Origin of the sequence: Brevibacillus sp. NL20B1 (genome assembly GCF_018195675.1) — a bacterium.
Classification (GTDB): Bacteria; Bacillota; Bacilli; order Brevibacillales; family Brevibacillaceae; genus Brevibacillus; species Brevibacillus aydinogluensis.
Genome location: NZ_JAGTPT010000030.1, coordinates 15331 through 36323, shown reverse-complemented (window position 1 = coordinate 36323; position 20993 = coordinate 15331). Strand labels below are relative to the sequence as shown.

Below are 20993 nucleotides of genomic sequence, written 5' to 3'. Positions count from 1 at the left end.
ACTTTCGCTGGCCCGTTTCATTCACGGACGACGACGCTCCCGGTATGTCCATCCACATAAACGGTCAGGTCCACCTTCGGTTTCACGCCGCAATAGCAGTAGGAACGCGACTGCCGGAACGAGAGATCGTAGGCAAGCTGCCAGGTCTGCCCTTCCGTATGCAGCCAATCACCGCGGACGTACATCAGTTCCAGCGGGTACGCATCGAGCAGGGCCGACACCGCCTGCTGTTCAGAGACAGCCGCTGCGGGCGAGGGATAGCGGACGTCGGCCCAGTCTGGTTGAGCGAGCCACACTTGCTTGATCGAACCGTCCAGCGGATTGACGGAAATGGTGTACGCCCCCTCTTCCTCCATTTCGTCCTCCCAAACGACGGGAATGCCATTGACGATCGGATCGGCTGTGATCGTGGTCCAGTTTTCCCCTCCCGTATCCTGTACGCGCAGCTTGTGCGTACCAGCGGGCAGCAAGCGCTCCAGCAGGGCGGTGGCAGCCGCCCAATCCCGCTTTTTGTCCGTTGGGGGCCCCCCGTGCAGTCCATCGTCCAGCACGACGTTGATGAGCCGGCCTGTTGCGGCGTCCGTCTTCAGCAGGACGTGGGTGCGCAATGCCGGACTCAGACCGCTGGGAAACTGGCCCAGGGCATATACCTTGTCCCGGTCGCCCACGCCCTCTTCAAAAAACCCCCAGATAAAAAAGCGGTGCTGCTCACCGTTGTCCAGCATGTCCGTATAGATGGTCACCGGCAGCTTTTGCACATCCGCCCCCAGTGCCCGCTTGACCAGTGCCTGCGCTTCCGCTTCTGTCCGCGCTGTCCATGCTTCGCCTGTTCCCGTCACGGTCAGCGTGCGAACCTCTGCTTGTTGACGGGATGCTGCCAGTCGGCTCCCCTTCACGGCATCCAGCGCGCTGCCGGAGTGCGGGCCGTGCACCACGCCATCCCTGATCGCGTAGACCAGCCGGGCCTCGACCGGTGTGCGGCTGTCGGATCGACTCGGCAGCAGATAGACGGGCTCCAGCGGATGACTCTGGACGTAGCGCTGCTTGGCTGTCTCGGGGGACATCGCCCGCTGCGCGGAAGGAAACGACGCCGGGCTCCATTCTTGATAAAGGGCGCCGTCAAAGGTGCGAAACCCGACAATCCGGCCGGACTTGTCTGCCGTGACGAAGCAATCGTAGCCATCATCAAGCGGGATGTCGTGGATGGTGCGAACGAAACGGATCGTCCTGAGTTCGCCCTGGCGCGTCACGCCGCGGGGACGGTACGACAAACCGTTCGGATGCAAGCGGGACAAAAATGCCGATGCCTTTTCGATCACCTGCTGATCTTCAAGCGCGGGTCCCGTATTGGGCTGCTCCGGCGCAATCTCCAGGCTCAGCAGATCGCCCGTCTGCGGATGAAAAACGGCCCAGTCCCTGCTCTCCTCCGCATCGCCACGGATCCCAAACGTGACCCTATCGCCGCTGATGCCGGGTCCGTCGACAGGTCCGGAGTAGACGACAACGCGGCTGGCCAGCTCCGGAACGAGCCTGACCAGATGCTGTATGCCTTTGGAGACCGGCGCGGGGATGGGATCGGGTGCCTTCTGCGTCTGTGCAGACTCTGCATGCGGCGCAACATCTGCATGCGGCTTCGAAAGAGGGGTGGCCGCCGCCATTTGCGAAACAAGCAGGCTTGCCGCCGTAAGCGCCCCTGTCCAGAACACCGCCGCATACTTTCGATATGCTCCCATCTGGTTCATCCTTTCTCTCTTTCCAGTTCACACCCATTTGACGCAAAAACCGGTTGATTCGTTGCGGTCTGTCAAGCCCGCCGGCAATAAAAAACCGCCCGAAACCCGGACGGCCGCGCGTAAGCGGCAGGGTACGGGTTCAGGCGATTGGTTACGCACCAATATGTAACTTTTCCAATTTTTGTTTGATCAACTCCACCACGCCGACCCGCTGCATGTCCACGTACACCCGGGTAGAGGCGTCGGGAACGACGATGATGCCGAGCTGGTGGTGGTTGCCCGCGTAGACGGCGCACTGCACAAACTTGATCTCACCGTCGCGCGTGAGCACCTCCATTTTGCAAAAAGCCGGATTCACCTGCAGCGCCGGGTACAGGTCCTCTTTGTCGCGAACGTTTAGCCCGTTTACCTTGACGATGACCTCTCCCGGCCGAATGCCGATCTCTTCCGCCGGCGTTCCCGGTATGACCGCCATCACCTTGACCCCTCGGGACGAAGGAACAAAATACGGCGCCCGCTGCCGTTCCTGCCATTGGCTCAACAGGAACAGTCCTTCATGCCCCAGGAGGGCAAACAGCGCGGCCAGCAGCGTCAACGGAGCCCACCAGACGGCCAGCGCAGCCAGTCCGAGCAGCCCCACCGCGTACAGCGCCAACTGCCTGGCGATTTGACGCGCCTTCCCTTCCGGCGTCTGCGTCTGCGTCCAGTCGGAGTAACCCGTCACTGTCGGCAGCAGCAGGAGGCCGTACGATGCGGTCTCGGGCGAAAAGAACGGCCAGCCCGGATAAAGCGCTCCGCTCAGACTGCCCGGCTCCACCTGCACAAACAGGGCCAGCGGTGTCAGCCAAAACGAATGCAGCAGGTACGCGCCCACAATCCGCCCCCGCTTTCCTTCGACAAACAGGGGCGAGGCGTCCCGTCCCCCATTCCAGCTGACGAGCATGGCTTCGATCAGATGCATCACGGCGACCAGCGCCAGAAGCGGCAGCGGCTTTGCCTGTCCGATCGCATTCCACACCGGGCCGATCACCGGGATGTCCACCGCCCCCGGAGCCACCTGGGCAATCATATGGAGCAGGGTCAGCAAGCCGGCTGCGTAGGCAAAACACAGAAAGCGCAGTCGAATCAGGGCGAGCAGCAGCGCCAGCCCCCACAGCAGCCAGAGGTCCTGTACCTGGACCACGATACCCAGCCCCACGGCCAACAGGGAGACCAGCAGCCCTCCCGCTGCTCCCATGCCCAGGGAACGCATCGTCTGGAGAAAGGGCGTCTGGATGCGCACGGCAAACAACTGCCGTTCCAGGTTCATCTGCTTGCGATAGTGCAGGTAAATGACGAACAGAAACAGATAGAAAAACGGGTGGAGAAAAAACTGCCCAAACCCGTATGCAATCGATAGGAGATCGCCATGTAATGCCAATTGCCTCACCTCTGTCGCAAAAAAGGAACCACGGCTTTCTCTGCCGTGGTTACCATTTCTACGACTGGCAAGGGATTCCCTGCCTGGCTGCGCTGGATTATTTTGCCTTCGCATCGCGGCTGACGACGTCCAGCGCCTTTTGCAGCTGGAGGTCGTTGTCCGGCTTTCTGATTTCATCCCGCAGGCTGTCCTCCAGAGCCGTTCGCGTCGCCGCATCCACCTTGCCGGTGACCGGCAGTTTGTGCGCCGCCTGGAACTGCTTCACCGCCTGCTCTGTCTTTTCGTCGAAATAGCCGTCGTTTCGGCCCGGCGACAGCTTCAGGCCGCTGAGAATCAACTGCAGGTTTTTCACGTCGCTGCCGGCCATGTCGCGGGCCAGCACCTTGTCCGTCGGCAGTTGGGTGGCGTTGAAGTAGTCCGGCTGGGAGACCTTCACGTCCGGTTCGATGCCCTTTTCGTGAATCCAGTTGCCTTTGGGTGTCAGCCACTTGGCGATGGTCAGCTTGAGCTGGCTCTTGTCCGCCATCTCCATCGTGCTTTGCACCGTGCCTTTGCCAAACGACTTCTCCCCGATCAGTTTATAGCCGCCGCTCTCGCGCATCGCGCTGGCAAGAATCTCGGAAGCACTGGCGCTGCCTGCGTTGATCAGTACGGCGATCGGATATGGTTTGGCCTCGTCGGACTTGGAGAAGTATTCTTCCTTCTCCTTGCTGTTCGATCCGTATTCGATCTGGACAATCTTGCCCCGATTCGGGATGAGCACTTCGCCGATCTCTTTGACGGCCAGCAGATACCCGCCGGGGTTGCCGCGCACGTCGATGACCAGGCCGCCGATCCCCTTTTTCTCCAGGTCGGCCAGTTGTTCCTTGAAGTGGTCCGCCGTATCGCTGGAGAATTGGGTCAGGCTGATTACGCCGATCTTGACCCCGTTCTTCTCAATGATCTGACTGGTGACCGTCTCAATCGGGATGTCGTCCCGAATGCAGACGATGGTCAGCGGCTCCGGCACGCCCGGCCGCATGATCTTGAGCACCGCTTTGGTGCCTTTGGGCCCGCGGATTTTGGTGACCGCCTGATGCAGGTCCAACCCTTCCAGCGACTCACCGTTGACGCTGATAATCTGGTCGTTTGGCTTAAGCCCCGCCTTTTCCGCCGGGGAATTTTTGAACGGGGAGACGACGGTCACGCGTCCGTTTTGCATCGTCACTTCCGTCCCGATTCCCTGAAAGGTGGAGTGAAGCGTCGAGTTGAACTCTTCCGCTGTCGCGGGGTCCATGTAGTCGCTGTACGGATCTTTCAGCGAACCGACCATGCCGCTGATCGCCCCTTCGACCAGTTGGCCGGTCGACACGTTTTCAATGTACTCCTGCTTGATGGCCGAATAGGCTTCCAGCAGCTTTTTAAACTCTTGCGGATACTCCTGGCTGCCTCTGAACAGCGAGCTTGCCGAAGCAGTTATCGTCCCGTTGCTGCTCCCGCCAGCCCAGTTTTTCATCAGACCCATGGTGAGAAAACTGCTGGCGACCATGGATACAAGCACAAGCGCAAGCACGGAACGTCCATTCCATTTCATCGTCACGACACCATCCTTTGTGCTCCCGTAAGAAAAGGTATGCAGCTAGTGTATGCAACTGCGCATGGCAATATTTGCCGAAAAACCGTTACCGCATGCAGGGGAGCAAGGTCGACAGCTGCTTACGTACCGAACAAATGAAGACGTCTGCCCGATTATGCGTTTTCTCGGACCGCTGACCCATTCACCCTGTTCATATCTGCCAGTCTGGCCGCTTCTTGGTTGATTGATGCAAGAAACAGCAAACTTTTCTTCTTTAAATTTTATGGCCGCAAAGCCTGTTCTCCTGCTTGTTCCGTTGCGCTTGCTCATCTGTTGCTGTCTGCGGCCGCCTTCCTCCTGCATAAGCCGGCGAAAAACTGCGGTATAATGGCACACCTCTCTCATTGTACCACACGCGCAGGGGGCGGCAGAGAGTTGACGGAAACTTCCAATCACCGACTGTGTGGGGAGGAGAAAAGGGATGAGCGTCAGGCGGTACCCCACCGCAAACAGCAGCCGATTGAACAATCGGGAAGCCCGGAAAGTGACCGTGATTCCTTCTTTCCGTGCTTCCCGTTTCTGCGAGAACGCGTATGGTTATCTGAGATACGGCATCGGGTCAACGGCAACGTCATTGCGATAGACGGTAAAGTGCAGATGGTTGCCGGTGGAGCGTCCCGTGGAGCCGACTTTGGCAATCACCTGACCGGTTTCGACTCGTTGTCCCACCGACACCAGGATACCGCCTTCCATGATGTGGCCGTAGAGCGTGGTCAGCTCATTGTTGTGCTTGATCATCACCGTGTTGCCGAACCCGCGGGCATAACCGGCAAACATTACGATGCCGGGTGCTGCCGCCTTGATCGGCGTCCCTTTGGGCGCGGCCATATCCACGCCGTTATGTCCCGCCGAACGGCCGGTGAACGGGTCGCTGCGCACGCCGAAACCGGACGAGAAGCGGAACAGTCCGTCATCGATCGGCAGCGCCAGGCGTCCGCCCTTGTAGCCGCTGCCGCTGGAAGTCATGGCGCGCAGCCGTTCCGCCATTTTGGCCTCTTCCTGCTTCATCAGGGCGAGCAGGCTTTGTTCCTCTTCTTCGAGAATTTCGTGGAGCTCGCTTTCTTTCTTTTTCAGCTCTGCCTTGACCGCGACGCTCCGCTTGTACTGCTTGTCCAGTTCAGCCTTGAGCCTCTCCGCCTCTTCGTACATGTCAGCGTAGACGGCCAGTTGATGGTCAATCTCTTTCTTTTTCTTTTCGATGGTTTCCTTGTCGCGGATATTGTCCTCCAGAATGCGGGTGTCCTGTTCGGCAATCAGCCTGAGCCCCTGCATCCGGGTGAGGAAATCGCCGAAGTCGGAGGCGCCGAGCAGCACGTCCAGATACGAGACGTTGCCGCGTTCGTACATGGATTTGACGCGCGTCTTGAGCAGGGCATCACGTTTGGCCACGCGCTCCTTGGCCTCATCCAACTGATCCTGCGCCTCGGCCGCCTTTACCTTGGTCTCTTCCATCTGCTTTTCCAGCTTGTTCAGCTTTTTTTGCGTCTCGTTGCGCTTCAGGTCGATGTGCATCAGCTCATTCTCCAGGTCAGCCTGCTTGCGCTGAAGCGACGAAATCTCCCCTTCGATCGCTTTTACCTGGTTTTGCTGTGCTTTTTTCTTTTTCTTGATCTCATTCAATTCCTGGTTGATCTTGTCTAGGGATGCCTTACTCGCTGCCAGGCCCACGGTCGCCGGTACGGCTGCCGCACTCAACAGGCCCGTCACCAAGAGTGATAGCAGAATCTTCTTCTTCCTCATGGTACTCCTCCCTAGTGAAATGTGTTGTCTCTTTTCACACGCCCTAGATGCGCAGGAAGCGGCGGACAGACACGAGGCTGCCCCAAATGCCGATAAACGCGCCAATGGCGGCCAGGATTAGCGCCACCTGGTAGGCGAGCGGGAACAACGGCAGCAGTTTGAAGAGTTGGACAGCCGGCATGCTGCCGTAGACGGCGTCCAGCAAATAGTAGTAGCTGACGGTGAGCAGCACGATCGGGATCAGCGCACCCAGCAGTCCCATCAGCAGACCTTCGACAAAAAACGGCCAGCGGATAAACCAGTTGGTCGCGCCCACCAGCTTCATGATCTCAATCTCCCGTCGGCGGGCCACGATGGTCAGCTTGATCGTGTTGGCAATCAAAAACATCGCGGTAAAGCCCAGACCGACGATAAAGGCGATGCCCACGTTACGAATCGTACTGGTAGCGGCAAACAGCTTTTCGACTGTGCCTTGGCCGTAGTTGACGCTTTCGACGAACTCCAGCTTTTTGATCTGCCCGGCCACGTCGGCGGTGTCCTGCGGCAGTTTGGTCTTGACGACGTACGAGTCGGGGAGCGGGTTTTCCTTTTCCAGTCCGTCAAACAGGTACGCCTTCTCGCCCATGCTCTCCTTTAGCTGCTTGAGCCCCTCGGCTTTGGGAATAAACACAACTGATTCCACTTTGGGAATCGCGCGAATGTTTTGTTCCACTTCCTTGACGTTTTCCGGAGTGGCCAGCGTATCCAAAAAGACGCGAATCTCCACCTGCTTTTCCACTGTTTGGGCCAGATGGTTGACGTTCATTGCCAGAATGAGAAAGACGCCGAGAATCAGCAGGGTAATGGTCACGGCACTGATCGAAGCGAACGTCATCCAGCCGTTCCGACCGAGGTTTTTGACCCCTTCGCGGACGTGGCGTCCCAGCGTTCTAATCTTCATAACCGTATTCCCCTCTCTGCTCGTCACGGACAATCTGTCCCGCTTCAATGGCAATTACCCGTTTTCTCATCGTGTTGACAATTTCGCGGTTATGCGTAGCCATGACCACTGTGGTGCCGCGCTGGTTGATCTCTTCAAACAGATTCATGATCTCCCAGGAGGTGTCCGGGTCCAGGTTGCCTGTCGGCTCATCGGCAATGATGATCCCTGGATTGTTGACCAGCGCCCGCGCCAGAGCGACGCGCTGCTGTTCGCCGCCGGACAGTTCGTTCGGCAGCATTTTGGCCTTGTGCTTCAATTTGACCAGGCCCAGCACATCCATCACCCGCGGCCTGATTTGCTTGGGGGGCGTCTCGATCACTTCCATGGCAAACGCCACGTTCTCGTAGACGCTGAGCGTCGGCAGCAGTTTGAAATCCTGAAACACCACGCCGATGCTGCGGCGCACCATGGGAATCTGCCGCTCCTTGATCCGGCTGACATTAAAACCGCCCAGGAAAATCTGGCCTTTGGTCGGTTTTTCTTCCCGGTACATCAATTTGATAAACGTGGACTTACCTGCACCGCTCGGTCCCACCACGTAGACAAATTCGCCCTTTTCGATGCGAACATTGATCCCTTTCAACGCATTGGTCCCGTTGGGGTAGGTCTTCCACACGTCAAACATCTCGATCAAGCCAATCACATCCTACCTTGTCAGTTCCTTGTTATGTAGTACAAAATCAGTCCGCATCCATCCATGTATCTGTTGGTTGATTGTTTCTCTATGTTTCTCTTTCCGACAAAGCTCGCACGGATCCGTCGTCCGCTGACGCTTGGTGCCAAAACACAGCGGCGACCGCTATCTCTCCTATTATACCACCCGATTTCGATGTGGGAATCCACAAAATCTCTCATTTCCTGTCGATTTCCAAAAACTTTGGCACCAATCCGACAGATTCGGCCCTGCACTTGCAAACTGGTTCCATCTACGATGATGGTCTACAATATAAGGGAATCCGCTCGGAAAGGAGACGTTTTCCATGGACAATTTTGTCTATCATAATCCCACCGAATTGATCTTTGGACGCGGGCAGCTGGAAAAGCTGAAGGAAAAAGCCGCCCAACTCGGCTCCACCGTCCTTCTGGTCTACGGCGGCGGCAGCATCAAGCGTAACGGCCTGTACGACAAGGTCATCGCCCTGCTGCAGGCGGCGGGCTGCACCATCCACGAACTGCCCGGCGTGGAGCCCAACCCGCGGCTGTCCACAGTGAAGAAAGGGATTGAACTGTGCCGCCGCGAACGGGTGGACTGGATTCTCGCGGTGGGCGGCGGCAGCGTGATTGACGCCTCCAAAGCAATCGCGGTTGGGGTGCCGTACGAGGGAGACGTCTGGGACTTCTACACTCGCAAAGCCCAACCACAGGCAGCACTGCCGCTGGGCACCGTACTGACGCTGGCAGCGACCGGCTCGGAGATGAACCGGGGCAGCGTCGTCACCAACTGGGAGACGAAAGAAAAATTTGGCGCTGGCACAACCTTCCCCACCTTCTCCATCCTCGATCCGGAGAATACCTTCAGCGTCCCCCGCGACCAAACGGTATACGGAATCTGCGACATGTTGTCGCACGTGTTTGAACAGTATTTCACCCACACGCAGGAGATTCCGCTGCAGACCCGCTTTGCCGAGTCGATTATGAAAACCGTAATCGAATACGCCGAACGGGTGCTGGCCAATCCGGAAGACTACGACGCTCGGGCCACCATTCTCTACTGCGGCACGATGGCCCTGAACGGCACCCTGCCGGTCGGCGTGGAGACGGACTGGGCCACCCACTCCATCGAGCACGCGGTGAGCGCCGTCTACGACATCCCGCACGGCGGCGGACTGGCCATCATTTTCCCGAAATGGATGCGCTACGTCTACCGCGAAAACGTGGAGCGCTTCAAGCGCTTCGCCGTGGAAGTATGGGGCGTCGACCCGTCCGGCAAGACGGACGACGAAGTGGCGCTGGAGGGCATCGCCGCCACAGAAGCGTTCTTCGCCCGCATCGGAGCCCCGACCCGTCTGGCCGACTACCAGATCGGCGACGAACATCTGGAGCTGATGGCGGAAAAAGCAACGCCATTCGGCCCGATCGGCCGTTTCAAAAAGCTGACCAGCGACGACGTGGCCGCCATTTTGCGGATGTGCCTGTAACGTCAGAACAAACGAAAAAAACGGATAGGAGCCCCATCAAGGCTTCTATCCGTTTTTTTTTGTCTGTGGCTGCCGATCGGCTGGCACGAGTCTGTCGCTGCCGGCCGGCATGACCGATTATGGCCGAAGTCCACCGTTGCCGGCCCGTCTTGGCGATCAGGTGAGCGTCAAGGTACGGGACGTACTCCCACTCCCGCGCAATCCTGCTCACACCGGCGAACCGACGTCAATCAGCGATTCAATCATCACTTTTTGGCTGTTTTTCTCCACCCACGCGTGCGTCTCAGCCAGCAGGCTGCGATACGCGGCGATCTGCGCCTCCACCTGGCTGCGGGCGGTGCCGCCCAGCACGTTGCGCGCATTGACGACCGTTTCCACGGCCAGCGCCTCGTACACGTCCTCCCCGATTGCCTCGGAGAACTGCCGAAACTCATCCAGGCTCAGGTCCAGCAGGTATTTTTGATGCTCAATGCAGTAGAGCACCGTGCGGCCCACCACTTCATGCGCCTGACGGAACGGCATGCCTTGGCGAACCAGGTAGTCGGCCAGATCGGTGGCGTTGGAAAAGTCCTGCGTCACTGCCTGGCGCATCCGGTCAGCTTTCACCTGCATCGTCTGGATCATCGGCGTCAACAGGGCGAGCGCCCCGTGCAGCGTTGCCACCGTGTCAAACATGCCTTCCTTGTCTTCCTGCATGTCTTTGTTGTAGGCGAGCGGCAGCCCTTTCAGCACGGTCAACAGGCCGATTAAGTTCCCGTAGACGCGTCCGGTTTTGCCGCGCACCAGCTCGGCCACGTCGGGATTTTTCTTCTGCGGCATGATGCTGGAGCCGGTGCAAAACGCGTCATCCAGTTCCACAAACGAAAACTCCTGGCTGCTCCACATGACCAATTCTTCGCAGAGGCGCGAGAGATGGGCCATCAGGAGGGAAGCGTCCGCCAGAAATTCGACGATGAAGTCCCGGTCGCTGACAGCGTCCATGCTGTTCAGGTAGATGCCGTCAAACTGAAGCAATTCGGCTACAAACGTCCGGTCGATCGGGAATGTCGTGCCGGCCAGGGCGCCAGCGCCGAGCGGCAGGATGTTGACCCGTTTCCAGCAGTCGCGCATCCGCTCGATGTCGCGCTGCAGCATCGAGACGTACGCCATCAGATGGTAGCCGAACAGGACTGGCTGGGCCCGCTGCAGATGAGTGTAGCCGGGCATGACCGTGTCGAGATGGCGGTTGGCCTGTTCCAGCAGTGCCTCCTGCAGGTACGTGGCCAGCTGGATGATCTCCATCAGCTTCTCCCGCAGATAGAGGTGCATGTCGAGCGCCACCTGGTCATTGCGGCTGCGCCCCGTGTGCAGTTTGCCCCCCACCGGGCCGATTTCCTCGATCAGCAGCTTTTCGATGTTCATGTGCACATCCTCGTGCTCGACGAGAAACTGCACCTGTCCCCGCTCGATCTTCTCCTTTACCTTTTTCAGACCGGCGATGATTTGTCTGACTTCCTCCATCGGCAGGATGCCGCACTTGCCCAGCATCGCCACGTGTGCCAGGCTGCCGACGATGTCTTGCCGCCACATCTGCTTGTCGAAGGTAATGGAAGCGGTATATTCCTCCACGAGCTGGTTCGTCGGCTTCGTGAAGCGTCCTCCCCAGAGTTTCATTGCACGATCGCATCCTTTTCGTCCAAGATCTTAATTGCCGTTTTCGCATTTTCGCGGAGCACGCCTTCATTCACCTGGGCGTACACCTTGGTCGGCAGGCCCCACAGCTTGATGAAGCCAAGTGCCGCCTTGTGGTCAAACTGATCGCCCGCCGCATAGGTGGCCAACTCGTGGCTGTAGAGCGACGACGTCGATTTGCGTCCGACGACGATGGCGTGTCCCTTGTGCAGCTTGACGCGCACGACACCGGTAACATACTGCTGTGTTTCCTCGATAAACGCCTGCAGCGCGCTGCGGATCGGCGAATACCAGAGACCTTCGTAGATCACCTGGGCCATCTTTTGCTCGATGATCGGCTTAAACTGGGCTACTTCGCGCGGCTGCGTCAAGAACTCCAACTCGCGGTGCGCCAGAATCAGCGTGGTTGCCGCCGGCGTTTCGTACACTTCGCGGGACTTGATGCCGACCAGGCGGTTTTCCACGTGGTCGATTCGGCCAACGCCGTGGTTGCCGGCGATTTTGTTCAGCTTCAGAATCAGCTCGGCCAGCGGCAGCTCTTCCCCGTTCAGCGCGGTCGGCACGCCTTTGACAAAGGTGATCTCAATCTCCTCCGGCTGGTCCGGAGCATCAGCGATCGATTTGGTCAGCTCGTACGCACCCTCTGGCGGGGCCGCCCAGGGATCTTCCAGAATGCCGCACTCGCAGCTTCTGCCCCAGAGGTTTTGGTCGATGCTGTACGGATTGTCCAGATCGATCGGAATCGGAATGTTGTGCTTTTTCGCGTACTCGATCTCTTCGTCGCGGGACCATCCCCATTCGCGAACGGGCGCGACGATTTTCAGATTAGGGTTCAATGCCGTAAACGACACGTCGAAGCGCACCTGGTCGTTCCCTTTCCCGGTGCAGCCGTGGGCGACCGCCACCGCTCCCTCTTTTTCCGCGATCTCCACCAGCACGCGGGAGATCAGGTAACGGGACAGCGCTGACACCAGCGGATACTTCCCTTCGTACATGGCGTTCGCTTGCAGTGCCGGCAGCACGTACTCCTGGGCGAACGCATCCTTTGCATCCACCACGATCGATTTCAGCGCCCCCACCTGCAGCGCCTTTTTCTGCACGAACTCCAGGTCCTTGCCCTCACCCACGTCCAGCGCGACTGCGATCACGTCGTAGTTGTACGTTTCCTGCAGCCACTTGATTGCTACCGATGTATCTAAACCGCCCGAATAGGCCAATACGATTTTCTCTCTAGCCATCGTTCCCTCTCCCTGTGTGAAAATTTGTTCATGAGTAATTATACAAACTAACTTATAAAAATACAACCACTTTTCTATGCTGTCCTTTTCACTGCCTATTACCTGCTTACCTGCATCAGGCTGCGTGGGCGTAAAGCTGTTCCGCCATGCAAAAAGCCGGACCCCCCTGATGGTTGTCCGGCGCTTCCTTACTTGCGGGCGTAAGGTACCTCGGGAACGTATTCTTTTCCTTTGTGCGTGCCGATCCACTTCAATTCGGCCACGGCCAGCCGTTCAAAATTTTCCGCCACGTGAATGTCGCCCTGCGCCCTCCATCCGACGAAAACCGGATACATCCGGCGGTAAAAGCCGTTGATAAACCACATGTCAAACAGCAGGTCGGGATGAACGAGGCCGTTTTTATGCAGCACACCTACCATCTCAAAAAAGCCGTACAGCGTCACAAAGTGGTTATAGCCTTCGCTGCCGCGCGGAAAGTGTCGCAAAAACGCGTCGTAATCCAGCCCCTCTTCCGCCAGCGAGGTGTCGAACCACTGTCTCGCGGCCCGCAGCCGTTCCGATTCAAACTGATCATACAATTTCAGAATAATGTCCGCATCCTTGTACGTAGGAATCAAGCGCCATCACCTCACAAAAAGCTGCAATTCGATTCCAGTATGTCCCAGTCCAGGTAAAATGACAAGCATTGGTTGGAATTTTTCCACAAATACCCGGCATGTGAACAGCAAAATCCCCGTCTCGTCCGAGCTCCGGGGCCTTGCTGATGAAAAAGTAAGCAGGAGGCTACCCTATCGGGCCACCTCCTGCAGATGCCGCTGCGGCTGCGCGTTCTGCCGTATAATCGTTTCCAATTCATCGCGGGGCAACTCCCTGATGATGCGAATGAAATGATAGGCCAGTTCGGCGTCGAACTGCGTCCCCGCCCCGCGGCTGATCTCCTGCAGGGCCTCCTCCACCGGCAGTCCTTTGCGGTACGGCCTGTCCGCCACCATCGCGTCGAAGGCGTCAGAGATGGCCAGAATGCGGGCCATCAGCGGAATCTCTTCGCCAGCCAATCCGTCCGGATAGCCCTTGCCGTCGATTCGCTCATGGTGCGAACGGATGGCCGGCAGCAGTTCGTGAAACATGCCCGCCTGCAGGATGATATCATATCCAATCACCGTGTGCTGCTTGATCTTGTCGTACTCCTCCGGTGTTAATTTTCCACGTTTGTTGAGAATCTGATCCTCAATGCCGATTTTGCCGATGTCGTGCAAAATCCCGCCAAAATACACCTCCGCCGCCTTCTCCTCCGACAGCCCGATCGCCCGGGCAATCTCCCGTCCCCAGTGAGCCACCCGCTGGGAATGGCCGCTCGTGTAATGGTCACGGGCATCGATGGAAGCAGCCATGGCAGTGAGGAACTTGTGATTGAAGGATTTGATCTCGTCCATTTTTTGAGCGAGTTTGTGAATGCTTTCATAATATTGCCGTAAGACGATACTAATAATGACAAAAGCCGCTACCAAAGGGATGAGTGCAAGTACTCCGTAGTGATCAACCAGTCTTGCTCCCATACCCCCTATTATCAAAAGCATAATGTAGGTAGCGGAACCGCGTGTCAACATGTTTTTCACAGCAGTCGTCCAGAGAACACCGCTGTAGAAAGCGATCAAAATGGCACATAGCAGAGTGTTTACAAGCCAATATGCAAGGATCAGCAACAGGTCGGAAATCGCCCAAGGAACATGAAGTGTTTGCAAGCAGGTATGCACCCAGCCAACAATCCAGACCGTCGACAGCATTTGACCCGCGTTGGCCATTGTACGAGCAACGGAAGATCGAAACAAGAACCCAAGGATGATAACCTCCAGCAAACAAGACCAAACGGCTACCCATTCTCCCCACAGTAAAAGGCCCGACAGGATCACGGCATTATTAAGCGTTAACGTCGCATCAGGCGTCCGGAACGGAGCAAACGAACAGATAATGGTAAGCAGTGTAAAAGCAACCAAAACAGGCAAGTGGCTTTTTGGCTCCCAATACGGCAGCGCCAACAAGACCATGAAAATAACTACCGCAGGAAAAACTGCATGGATAATCAGACGCTGCAACAGTTTATCACCTTGAGTGTTTACCTGCATAATTTTTTCCTTCTCTCAGCCTTATTAAAGATACCGGCTTACTCATAAGTCGCTGCACTAATAAGAAGGCTCCCAACATGATGAACAGATCACCGATGCTGATCACTCGAGGAATAATGAGAGGCTTGTAGATGGTGTCCGCTAGAAAAGGCAGGTTTGTATCCACAGTTAACGCAATGTGTTTGAAGTCTGTCCCATTCACCAGCGCATCAATGGGGTAGGACAATCGCTGCGCCTGCTCCAGATCAACCGGCATTTTCCCCATGTTCGCCCAAATGACCAACGCGTTTAACAACCAGCCAATCATGAATACACGCATATCCTCATGCTGACGGTTACTAAAGAAGAAATACAGCACAAACACATAGGATATGCTGACCAGCCACCCCGACCACTGGGGAACAAACTGTGACATGATTTGCAATCCAATACTGGCAATGAGACTCCACAATGCTGCAAACTTTGGCAACTCTTTTATCCGGCCGCCTCGGAAAAATCCAATCGCAAAAGAAAGAGCGACGACATCAAGCATGTAAGCCCCTCCCAACACAGTGAAAAAACACCACTAAAAAGCGGTGTTTTTCCGCGAACAACGCTATTATGTCTATTACCAAGACGTCCAGTTTGCAGAAGTTGCAGCAACAATACCGGCTACCAGCAGGACAGCAACGAACCATTTTTTCATTCCCATTCCCCCCCTTTTCCATAGTGGAGAAAGCTGGTTTCGCTACTTGGGAAGACACAGGCCAAGCGACCACATACAGCCTGTGCCCGGCTTTCCTCTTTCCGTTCGAAAAGAGGGCGGATTCGCTACTGGCTCCGTACAGACCAAGCGACCAAATACAGTCTGTACCTCATCGCGCTTCCTACCTATATTTTACACGTTGATGACAAATTTCGGCAATGATAGATTCATAGTCTATTAGCTTCAATTTCCTGCTGGTAAGAAATTCCTATTACTCTCTGACAACATTACAACAAGGTTGCCAAGACTGCCTTCTGCGCGTGGAGACGATTTTCCGCCTGGTCAAAGATGACGGAGTGGGGACCGTCAATCACGCCGGACGACACTTCTTCTCCGCGGTGCGCAGGCAGGCAGTGCATGAACAGGTAAGCGGGATCGGCGTGTTGGACAAGCTGCTCGTTTACCTGATAGGATGCAAAATCCTTGAGGCGCTGCTCGTTTTCCGCTTCAAAGCCCATGCTGGTCCACACATCCGTGTAGATGACGTCGGCGCCGTGCACCGCTTCGACGGGATCGTGCGTGACGACCACCTGGCCGCCGCTGGCCTGTGCGTACGCGACAGCCTTGTTCACGATGGCTCCGTCCATCTCGTAACCCGGCGGCGTGGCGACGCGCACGTCCAGACCCAGCAGTGCTGCCGCCAGCACGAGCGAGTTGGCGACGTTGTTGCCATCGCCCACATAGGCCAGTTTGACGCCCTGCAGTGTTCCCTTGTGCTCCCAGATCGTCAGCATGTCGGCCAGCGCCTGACACGGGTGGAACTGGTCGGTCAGGCCGTTGATGATCGGAATGCTGGCGTGTTCGGCCAGCTCCTCCACCCTTGTGTGGGAAAACGTGCGGATCATGATGGCGTCGACGTAGCGGGACATCACCTTGGCCGTATCGCTGATCGGCTCGCCGCGTCCGAGCTGCAGTTCCTTGCCGCTCAAAAACATGCTCATGCCACCCAATTGGTACATGCCTACTTCAAAGGAAACGCGGGTGCGCGTCGACGATTTGTCGAAAATCATCCCCAGTGTCTTCCCTTTGAGCGGTTGATACGGCTGACCGCTTTTTTGCCGCTGTTTGAGCTCGGCGGCAAACTGCAGGAGCCAGGTCAACTCTTCTGCGCTAAATTCATCGACGCGAAGCAAATCTTTTCCTTTACAACTGGCCAATTGCTCGCTTGCAAAGTGACCCAATATCTTCACAGGCTGCATGCCCTTCACCTCTATTCTCCGTAATGGATTCCACGTACAGCGCAAACGTCTCTACAGCAGTAAACAGCGGAACTCCCTGCTGGACCAGCCGGCTCCGCAGGGTAAAGCCGCTGCGTCCCCGCCGGTTCCCCTTGGTGGCAGTGATGAGCGAAAAAGCTACGACTTCCCTCTGCAGCAGCGCGGCCAGATCCTGTTCGTCCGCGACCACGTGCGTAACGGTAAAGCCGATTGCCCCCAGCCAGGCTGCCGTTCCCGCTGTGGCCGCCCAGACTGCGCCCTGTTCCTGCAGCTTCCGAATGACGGGCAGCACGCCGTCCGTCTTATCGGCATCGGCCAGGGAGAGGAAGCAGATCTGCCCCCTTTGCCACGGGCGGTGCACGCTGTCTTTAAAGGCGAACGCCTTGCGCGCCGCTTCCGGGAAGGAACGGCCCAGCCCCAGCACTTCCCCGGTCGATTTCATCTCCGGTCCCAGGGCCGGATCGACGCCGCTCAATTTCACGGTGGAAAAGACGGGTGCCTTGACGACGGCGAACGGAATGTCCGGCAGCAGCCCTGTCCCATAGCCCATGCCGGCCAGTTTTTCACCCAGTTGGGCGCGCACGGCCAGCTCCACCATGGGGATGCCGGTCACTTTGCTGGTAATCGGCACGGTCCGCGACGCGCGCGGGTTTACTTCCAGGACGTAGACCGTCTCGTCGTGAATCACGAACTGAATGTTGATCAGACCGACCGCCCCCATCTCGCGGGCGATCGCCTCTGTGTACCGTGCGATCGTCTGTTTGACACTATCGGACAGATCCGGCGCCGGGAAAAGCGCCACGCTGTCGCCCGAGTGGATGCCCGCCTTCTCCACATGCTGAAAAATGCCTGGGATGAGCACGGACTCGCCATCGCACACAGCGTCCACTTCTGCTTCCCGGCCGGGAACGAATTTGTCCACCAGGAGCGGGAAAAAGACCTGGCTGTCAGGGTGGTTGAGCCACTCCGCGATCGTGGCCGACAGCTCCTCGACGTTATGGGCGACCACCATGCCCTGACCGCCGATCACGTAGGACGGGCGCAGCAGCACCGGATAGCCGATCGTTGCCGCCACCTCCGCCGCTTCCTCCAGGGAAGACACCCCTTTGCCCGGGATGTGCGGTATCTCCAGCTTGCGCAGCATCGCGTAGAACCGTTCACGATCCTCCGCCCGTTCGATCGCATCCAGCGACGTGCCGAGCACGGTCAGGCCGGCCGCAGCCAGCTTGGCCGCCAGGTTGATCGCCGTCTGGCCGCCGAACTGGACCATGACGCCATCCACACCCTCACACTCCGCCACGTGCAGCACGTCCTCCACGTGCAGCGGCTCAAAATACAGATGGTTGGCCGTCTCGTAATCGGTGCTGACCGTCTCCGGGTTGTTGTTGACGACGACAGCGGCGATGCCCTTGGCCTGGAGCGCCTTGGCCGCGTGAACGGAGCAGTAGTCAAACTCGATCCCCTGTCCGATGCGGATCGGGCCGGAGCCGAGCACCAGCACTTTGCGCCCGGTCAGCTCCTCTACTTCGTCGTCCCCCTGCCAATCGGAGTAATAGTACGGCGTCTGCGCGTCAAACTCGGCCGCGCAGGTGTCCACGATCTTGTACGACGGCCGGATGCCGGCCTGATCCCGCAGCGCTTTGACTTCGGCCGTCGTGCGTCCGATCAGGGCGGCAATCGTCTCGTCCGCAAATCCGCGCCGCTTTGCTTCCGCCAGCAGCTCGGGGGCCAGCGTATCGCTCTGGGCCAACTGCTGCTCCAGCGCCACGATCCGGCCCACGCTGCGCAGGAAAAACGGATCGATGCCAGTCAGGGCGTGCAATTCGTCCTCGCTGAACCCTTGGCGGATCGCCTCAGCCAGTGCAAACAGGCGGACATCGGTCGCATCCCGCAGCAGCCCCGCCAGCTCGTCCCGGCTGCATGCAGCCAGCTCCGGACGGACGAGGTGGGTGCAGCCCTGCTCCAGCGAGCGGACCGCCTTGAGCAACGCCGCTTCCAGGTTGCGGGCAATCGACATCACTTCGCCGGTCGCCTTCATCTGCGTGCCCAACTGACGGTCGGCCAGCGGGAATTTGTCAAACGGCCAGCGAGGAATTTTCACCACGACGTAATCCAGCGTCGGCTCAAAGCTGGCGTATGTGTAACCGGTAATCGGGTTGAGCACTTCGTCCAGGTTGTAGCCCAGCGCCAGCTTGGCGGCGATCCGGGCGATCGGATAGCCCGTCGCTTTGGAAGCCAGCGCGCTGGAGCGGCTCACCCGCGGGTTCACTTCGATCAGATAGTAGCGATCCGACTTCGGATCAAGCGCAAACTGGATGTTGCAGCCGCCGACTACACCCAGCGCGCGGATGACCTTGGTGGAGACGCTGCGCAGCATCTGGTACTGCCGGTCGGTCAGCGTCTGCGACGGGGCGACGACGATGCTGTCCCCCGTGTGGATGCCCACCGGGTCCAGATTTTCCATGTTACAAACGATGATGCAGGTATCGTTCGCGTCCCGCATCACTTCATACTCGATTTCCTTCCAGCCCTTGACGCTGCGCTCGATCAGCACCTGGCCGATCGGGCTGGCAGCGATGCCTTGAGCCGCCACCGTGCGCAGTGACTGTTCGTCTTCGGCGATGCCGCCCCCGGCGCCCCCCAGTGTATAGGCGGGGCGCACGATGACCGGATACCCGATTGAATCGGCAAACGCGACGGCCGCTTCCACCGACTCCACGGTCGTGCTCTCAGGCACCGGTTCGCCGATTTGCTTCATCAACTGCTTGAACAGCTCCCGGTCTTCCCCGTTCTGGATGGCGGACAGCGGCGTGCCCAACAGTTCCACCCCGTATTGGGCGAGCACTCCCGCTTCGGCCAGGGCGACCGCCAGATTGAGCCCTGTCTGACCGCCCAGGGTGGGCAGGAGACCGTCGGGCCGCTCTTTGGCGATGATCGCCGTCAGGGACTCTACCGTGAGCGGCTCCAGATACACTTTGTCAGCTACGTGTTCGTCCGTCATGATCGTGGCCGGGTTGTTGTTCACCAACACGACCTGCACCCCGGCTTCTTTCAACGAGAGGCAGGCCTGCGCCCCGGCGTAGTCAAATTCCGCCGCCTGGCCGATGACAATCGGCCCCGACCCGATGACCAATACTTTGTGAATGTGCGGCAATTTAGGCATATCTCTTCGCTCCCACTACGCGCATCGACTGCAGGAATTGGTAAAAAACGTGCGTTGTGTCGTTTGGACCCGGATGCGCTTCCGGGTGAAACTGTACGCTCATGATCGGCAGAGAGGTGTGGCTCAGCCCTTCCACCGACCGGTCGTTGACATTGCGGTACGTCACGGTCAACAGCCGTTTGTCCAGGGTTTCTTCCCTCACCACGTACCCGTGGTTTTGCGAGGTCATGTAGACTTTCCCGGTGGCCAGTTCCTTGACCGGATGATTGCTCCCCCGGTGTCCGTAAGTCAGCTTTTCCGTCTTGGCGCCAAACATCAGCGCCAGCACCTGGTGTCCCAGGCAGATACCCAGCGTCGGATACTGTTCCGCCGCCTTCCGCCACTCGCCGCAGTAGGCGAGCAGGTCGGCCGGGTCGCCGGGCCCGTTGGAAAAGAGCAGGCCGTCCGGCTGCAGCGCCTGAATCTGTGAAAACGGGGTGTCAAACGGCACAACCGTCACGCGGCAGCCAAGTTCCAACAGCGATTCCAAAATCGACTGTTTCATGCCCAGATCGATGATCACCACGTGTTCCTGATTCCCGGGGTAGCGCTGAATGTGACGGCTGGAGACGTCGGCGACCAGCGATTTTTTCCGATGCGCGGAGCCAAGCGCCGCCACCTCCTCCACGCTCAACGGCCGGTCAGCAATCGCACCGTACAGCGGACCCGACTGACGCACCCGCTTGGTGATCGTCCGCGTATCGATCCCGGCCAGGATCGGGAAGCCAAACGCCTCCGCAGCTTCCGCCAGCGTGCGGCGGGATTGGTAGTGGCTCGGCGCACTGCACAGCTCGCTGACGACCATTCCCGCCAGGGCGGGCTTTGCCGCTTCGTAATCGGTGTCGTTTATCCCGTAATTACCGATCAGCGGATACGTAAAGGTGACGATCTGCCCCGCAAAGGACGGATCGGTCATCACTTCCTGGTATCCCGTCATCCCTGTATGAAAAACCACTTCGCCATATCCTGTGAGCGGAGCGCCGTACAGCGTCCCGGCAAATACTTCTCCGCTCTCCAGTGTCAAATATCCCGGGCCCAACCCTTTTCTCTCACCATTCATCTATGAAAGCCACTCCTCTCCAAAGGGCACTCTCTCACGAAAATTTATGCAACGTCATGTATTAATATACATTTTGAATTATAAAAATGCAACGAGTTTTTTCAACGGG

Annotated in this window: 15 protein-coding genes; 1 reads left to right on the top strand and 14 read right to left on the bottom strand. The window is 58.0% G+C overall.

Going from position 1 to position 20993, the window contains the following annotated elements:
- Positions 1-17: 17 nt before the first annotated feature.
- The 6 genes from KDN35_RS17540 to ftsE all read right to left on the bottom strand — a co-directional run bounded on the left by KDN35_RS17540 (position 18) and on the right by ftsE (position 8124).
- Positions 18-1733, bottom strand: a complete 1716-nt coding sequence (locus tag KDN35_RS17540; protein WP_212133404.1) for a YcdB/YcdC domain-containing protein — start codon at positions 1731-1733, stop codon at positions 18-20.
- Positions 1734-1884: 151 nt separating this feature from the next.
- Positions 1885-3153 (bottom strand): PDZ domain-containing protein, encoded by a 1269-nt coding sequence (locus KDN35_RS17535; protein ID WP_212133402.1) that lies wholly within the window; start codon positions 3151-3153, stop codon positions 1885-1887.
- A 97-nt stretch (positions 3154-3250) separates the two neighbouring features.
- On the bottom strand, positions 3251-4726 hold the full coding sequence (locus KDN35_RS17530; protein ID WP_212133400.1) for a S41 family peptidase: 1476 nt from the start codon (positions 4724-4726) through the stop codon (positions 3251-3253).
- A 579-nt stretch (positions 4727-5305) separates the two neighbouring features.
- Positions 5306-6508, bottom strand: a complete 1203-nt coding sequence (locus KDN35_RS17525) for a murein hydrolase activator EnvC family protein (RefSeq protein ID WP_212133398.1) — start codon at positions 6506-6508, stop codon at positions 5306-5308.
- Between the two features lie 43 nt (positions 6509-6551).
- Positions 6552-7448, bottom strand: a complete 897-nt coding sequence (ftsX, locus tag KDN35_RS17520; RefSeq protein WP_171567285.1) for a permease-like cell division protein FtsX — start codon at positions 7446-7448, stop codon at positions 6552-6554.
- Entirely contained in the window at positions 7438-8124 is a 687-nt protein-coding gene (gene ftsE, locus KDN35_RS17515) for a cell division ATP-binding protein FtsE (protein ID WP_171567284.1), read from the bottom strand. Before ftsE ends, ftsX begins: the two co-directional genes overlap by 11 nt.
- Positions 8125-8470: 346 nt before the next feature.
- Here ftsE and KDN35_RS17510 point away from each other — a divergent pair, with 346 nt between their 5' ends.
- Positions 8471-9628 (top strand): iron-containing alcohol dehydrogenase, encoded by a 1158-nt coding sequence (locus tag KDN35_RS17510; protein ID WP_171567283.1) that lies wholly within the window; start codon positions 8471-8473, stop codon positions 9626-9628.
- A gap of 207 nt (positions 9629-9835) precedes the next feature.
- Here the strand turns inward: KDN35_RS17510 and argH are convergent, their stop codons facing one another.
- From argH to KDN35_RS17470, 8 genes are all read right to left on the bottom strand, one after another.
- Positions 9836-11281 carry an argininosuccinate lyase gene (gene argH / locus KDN35_RS17505; RefSeq protein WP_212133390.1) on the bottom strand — a complete coding sequence of 482 codons (1446 nt, stop codon included), beginning with the start codon at positions 11279-11281 and terminating at the stop codon, positions 9836-9838.
- Positions 11278-12537: an argininosuccinate synthase gene (locus tag KDN35_RS17500; RefSeq protein ID WP_171567281.1), complete on the bottom strand. Its 1260-nt coding sequence runs from the start codon at positions 12535-12537 to the stop codon at positions 11278-11280. The genes argH and KDN35_RS17500 overlap by 4 nt, the downstream gene beginning before the upstream one ends.
- Positions 12538-12725: 188 nt before the next feature.
- Positions 12726-13154, bottom strand: a complete 429-nt coding sequence (locus KDN35_RS17495) for a DUF4760 domain-containing protein (RefSeq protein WP_212133388.1) — start codon at positions 13152-13154, stop codon at positions 12726-12728.
- Between the two features lie 171 nt (positions 13155-13325).
- Positions 13326-13928 (bottom strand): HD-GYP domain-containing protein, encoded by a 603-nt coding sequence (locus tag KDN35_RS20000; protein WP_249179179.1) that lies wholly within the window; start codon positions 13926-13928, stop codon positions 13326-13328.
- Positions 13929-14637: 709 nt separating this feature from the next.
- A complete protein-coding gene (locus KDN35_RS17485; protein WP_171567278.1) occupies positions 14638-15192 on the bottom strand; it encodes a DUF5317 domain-containing protein in 555 nt (184 codons plus the stop codon).
- Between the two features lie 440 nt (positions 15193-15632).
- A complete protein-coding gene (gene argF, locus KDN35_RS17480) occupies positions 15633-16604 on the bottom strand; it encodes an ornithine carbamoyltransferase (RefSeq protein WP_212133385.1) in 972 nt (323 codons plus the stop codon).
- Positions 16549-19785, bottom strand: a complete 3237-nt coding sequence (gene carB, locus KDN35_RS17475) for a carbamoyl-phosphate synthase (glutamine-hydrolyzing) large subunit (protein WP_212133384.1) — start codon at positions 19783-19785, stop codon at positions 16549-16551. The genes argF and carB overlap by 56 nt, the downstream gene beginning before the upstream one ends.
- The gene (locus KDN35_RS17470) at positions 19778-20884 is read right to left on the bottom strand and encodes a carbamoyl phosphate synthase small subunit (RefSeq protein WP_171567275.1); all 1107 of its coding nucleotides are present in this window, start codon (positions 20882-20884) and stop codon (positions 19778-19780) included. The genes carB and KDN35_RS17470 overlap by 8 nt, the downstream gene beginning before the upstream one ends.
- Positions 20885-20993 lie beyond the last annotated feature (109 nt).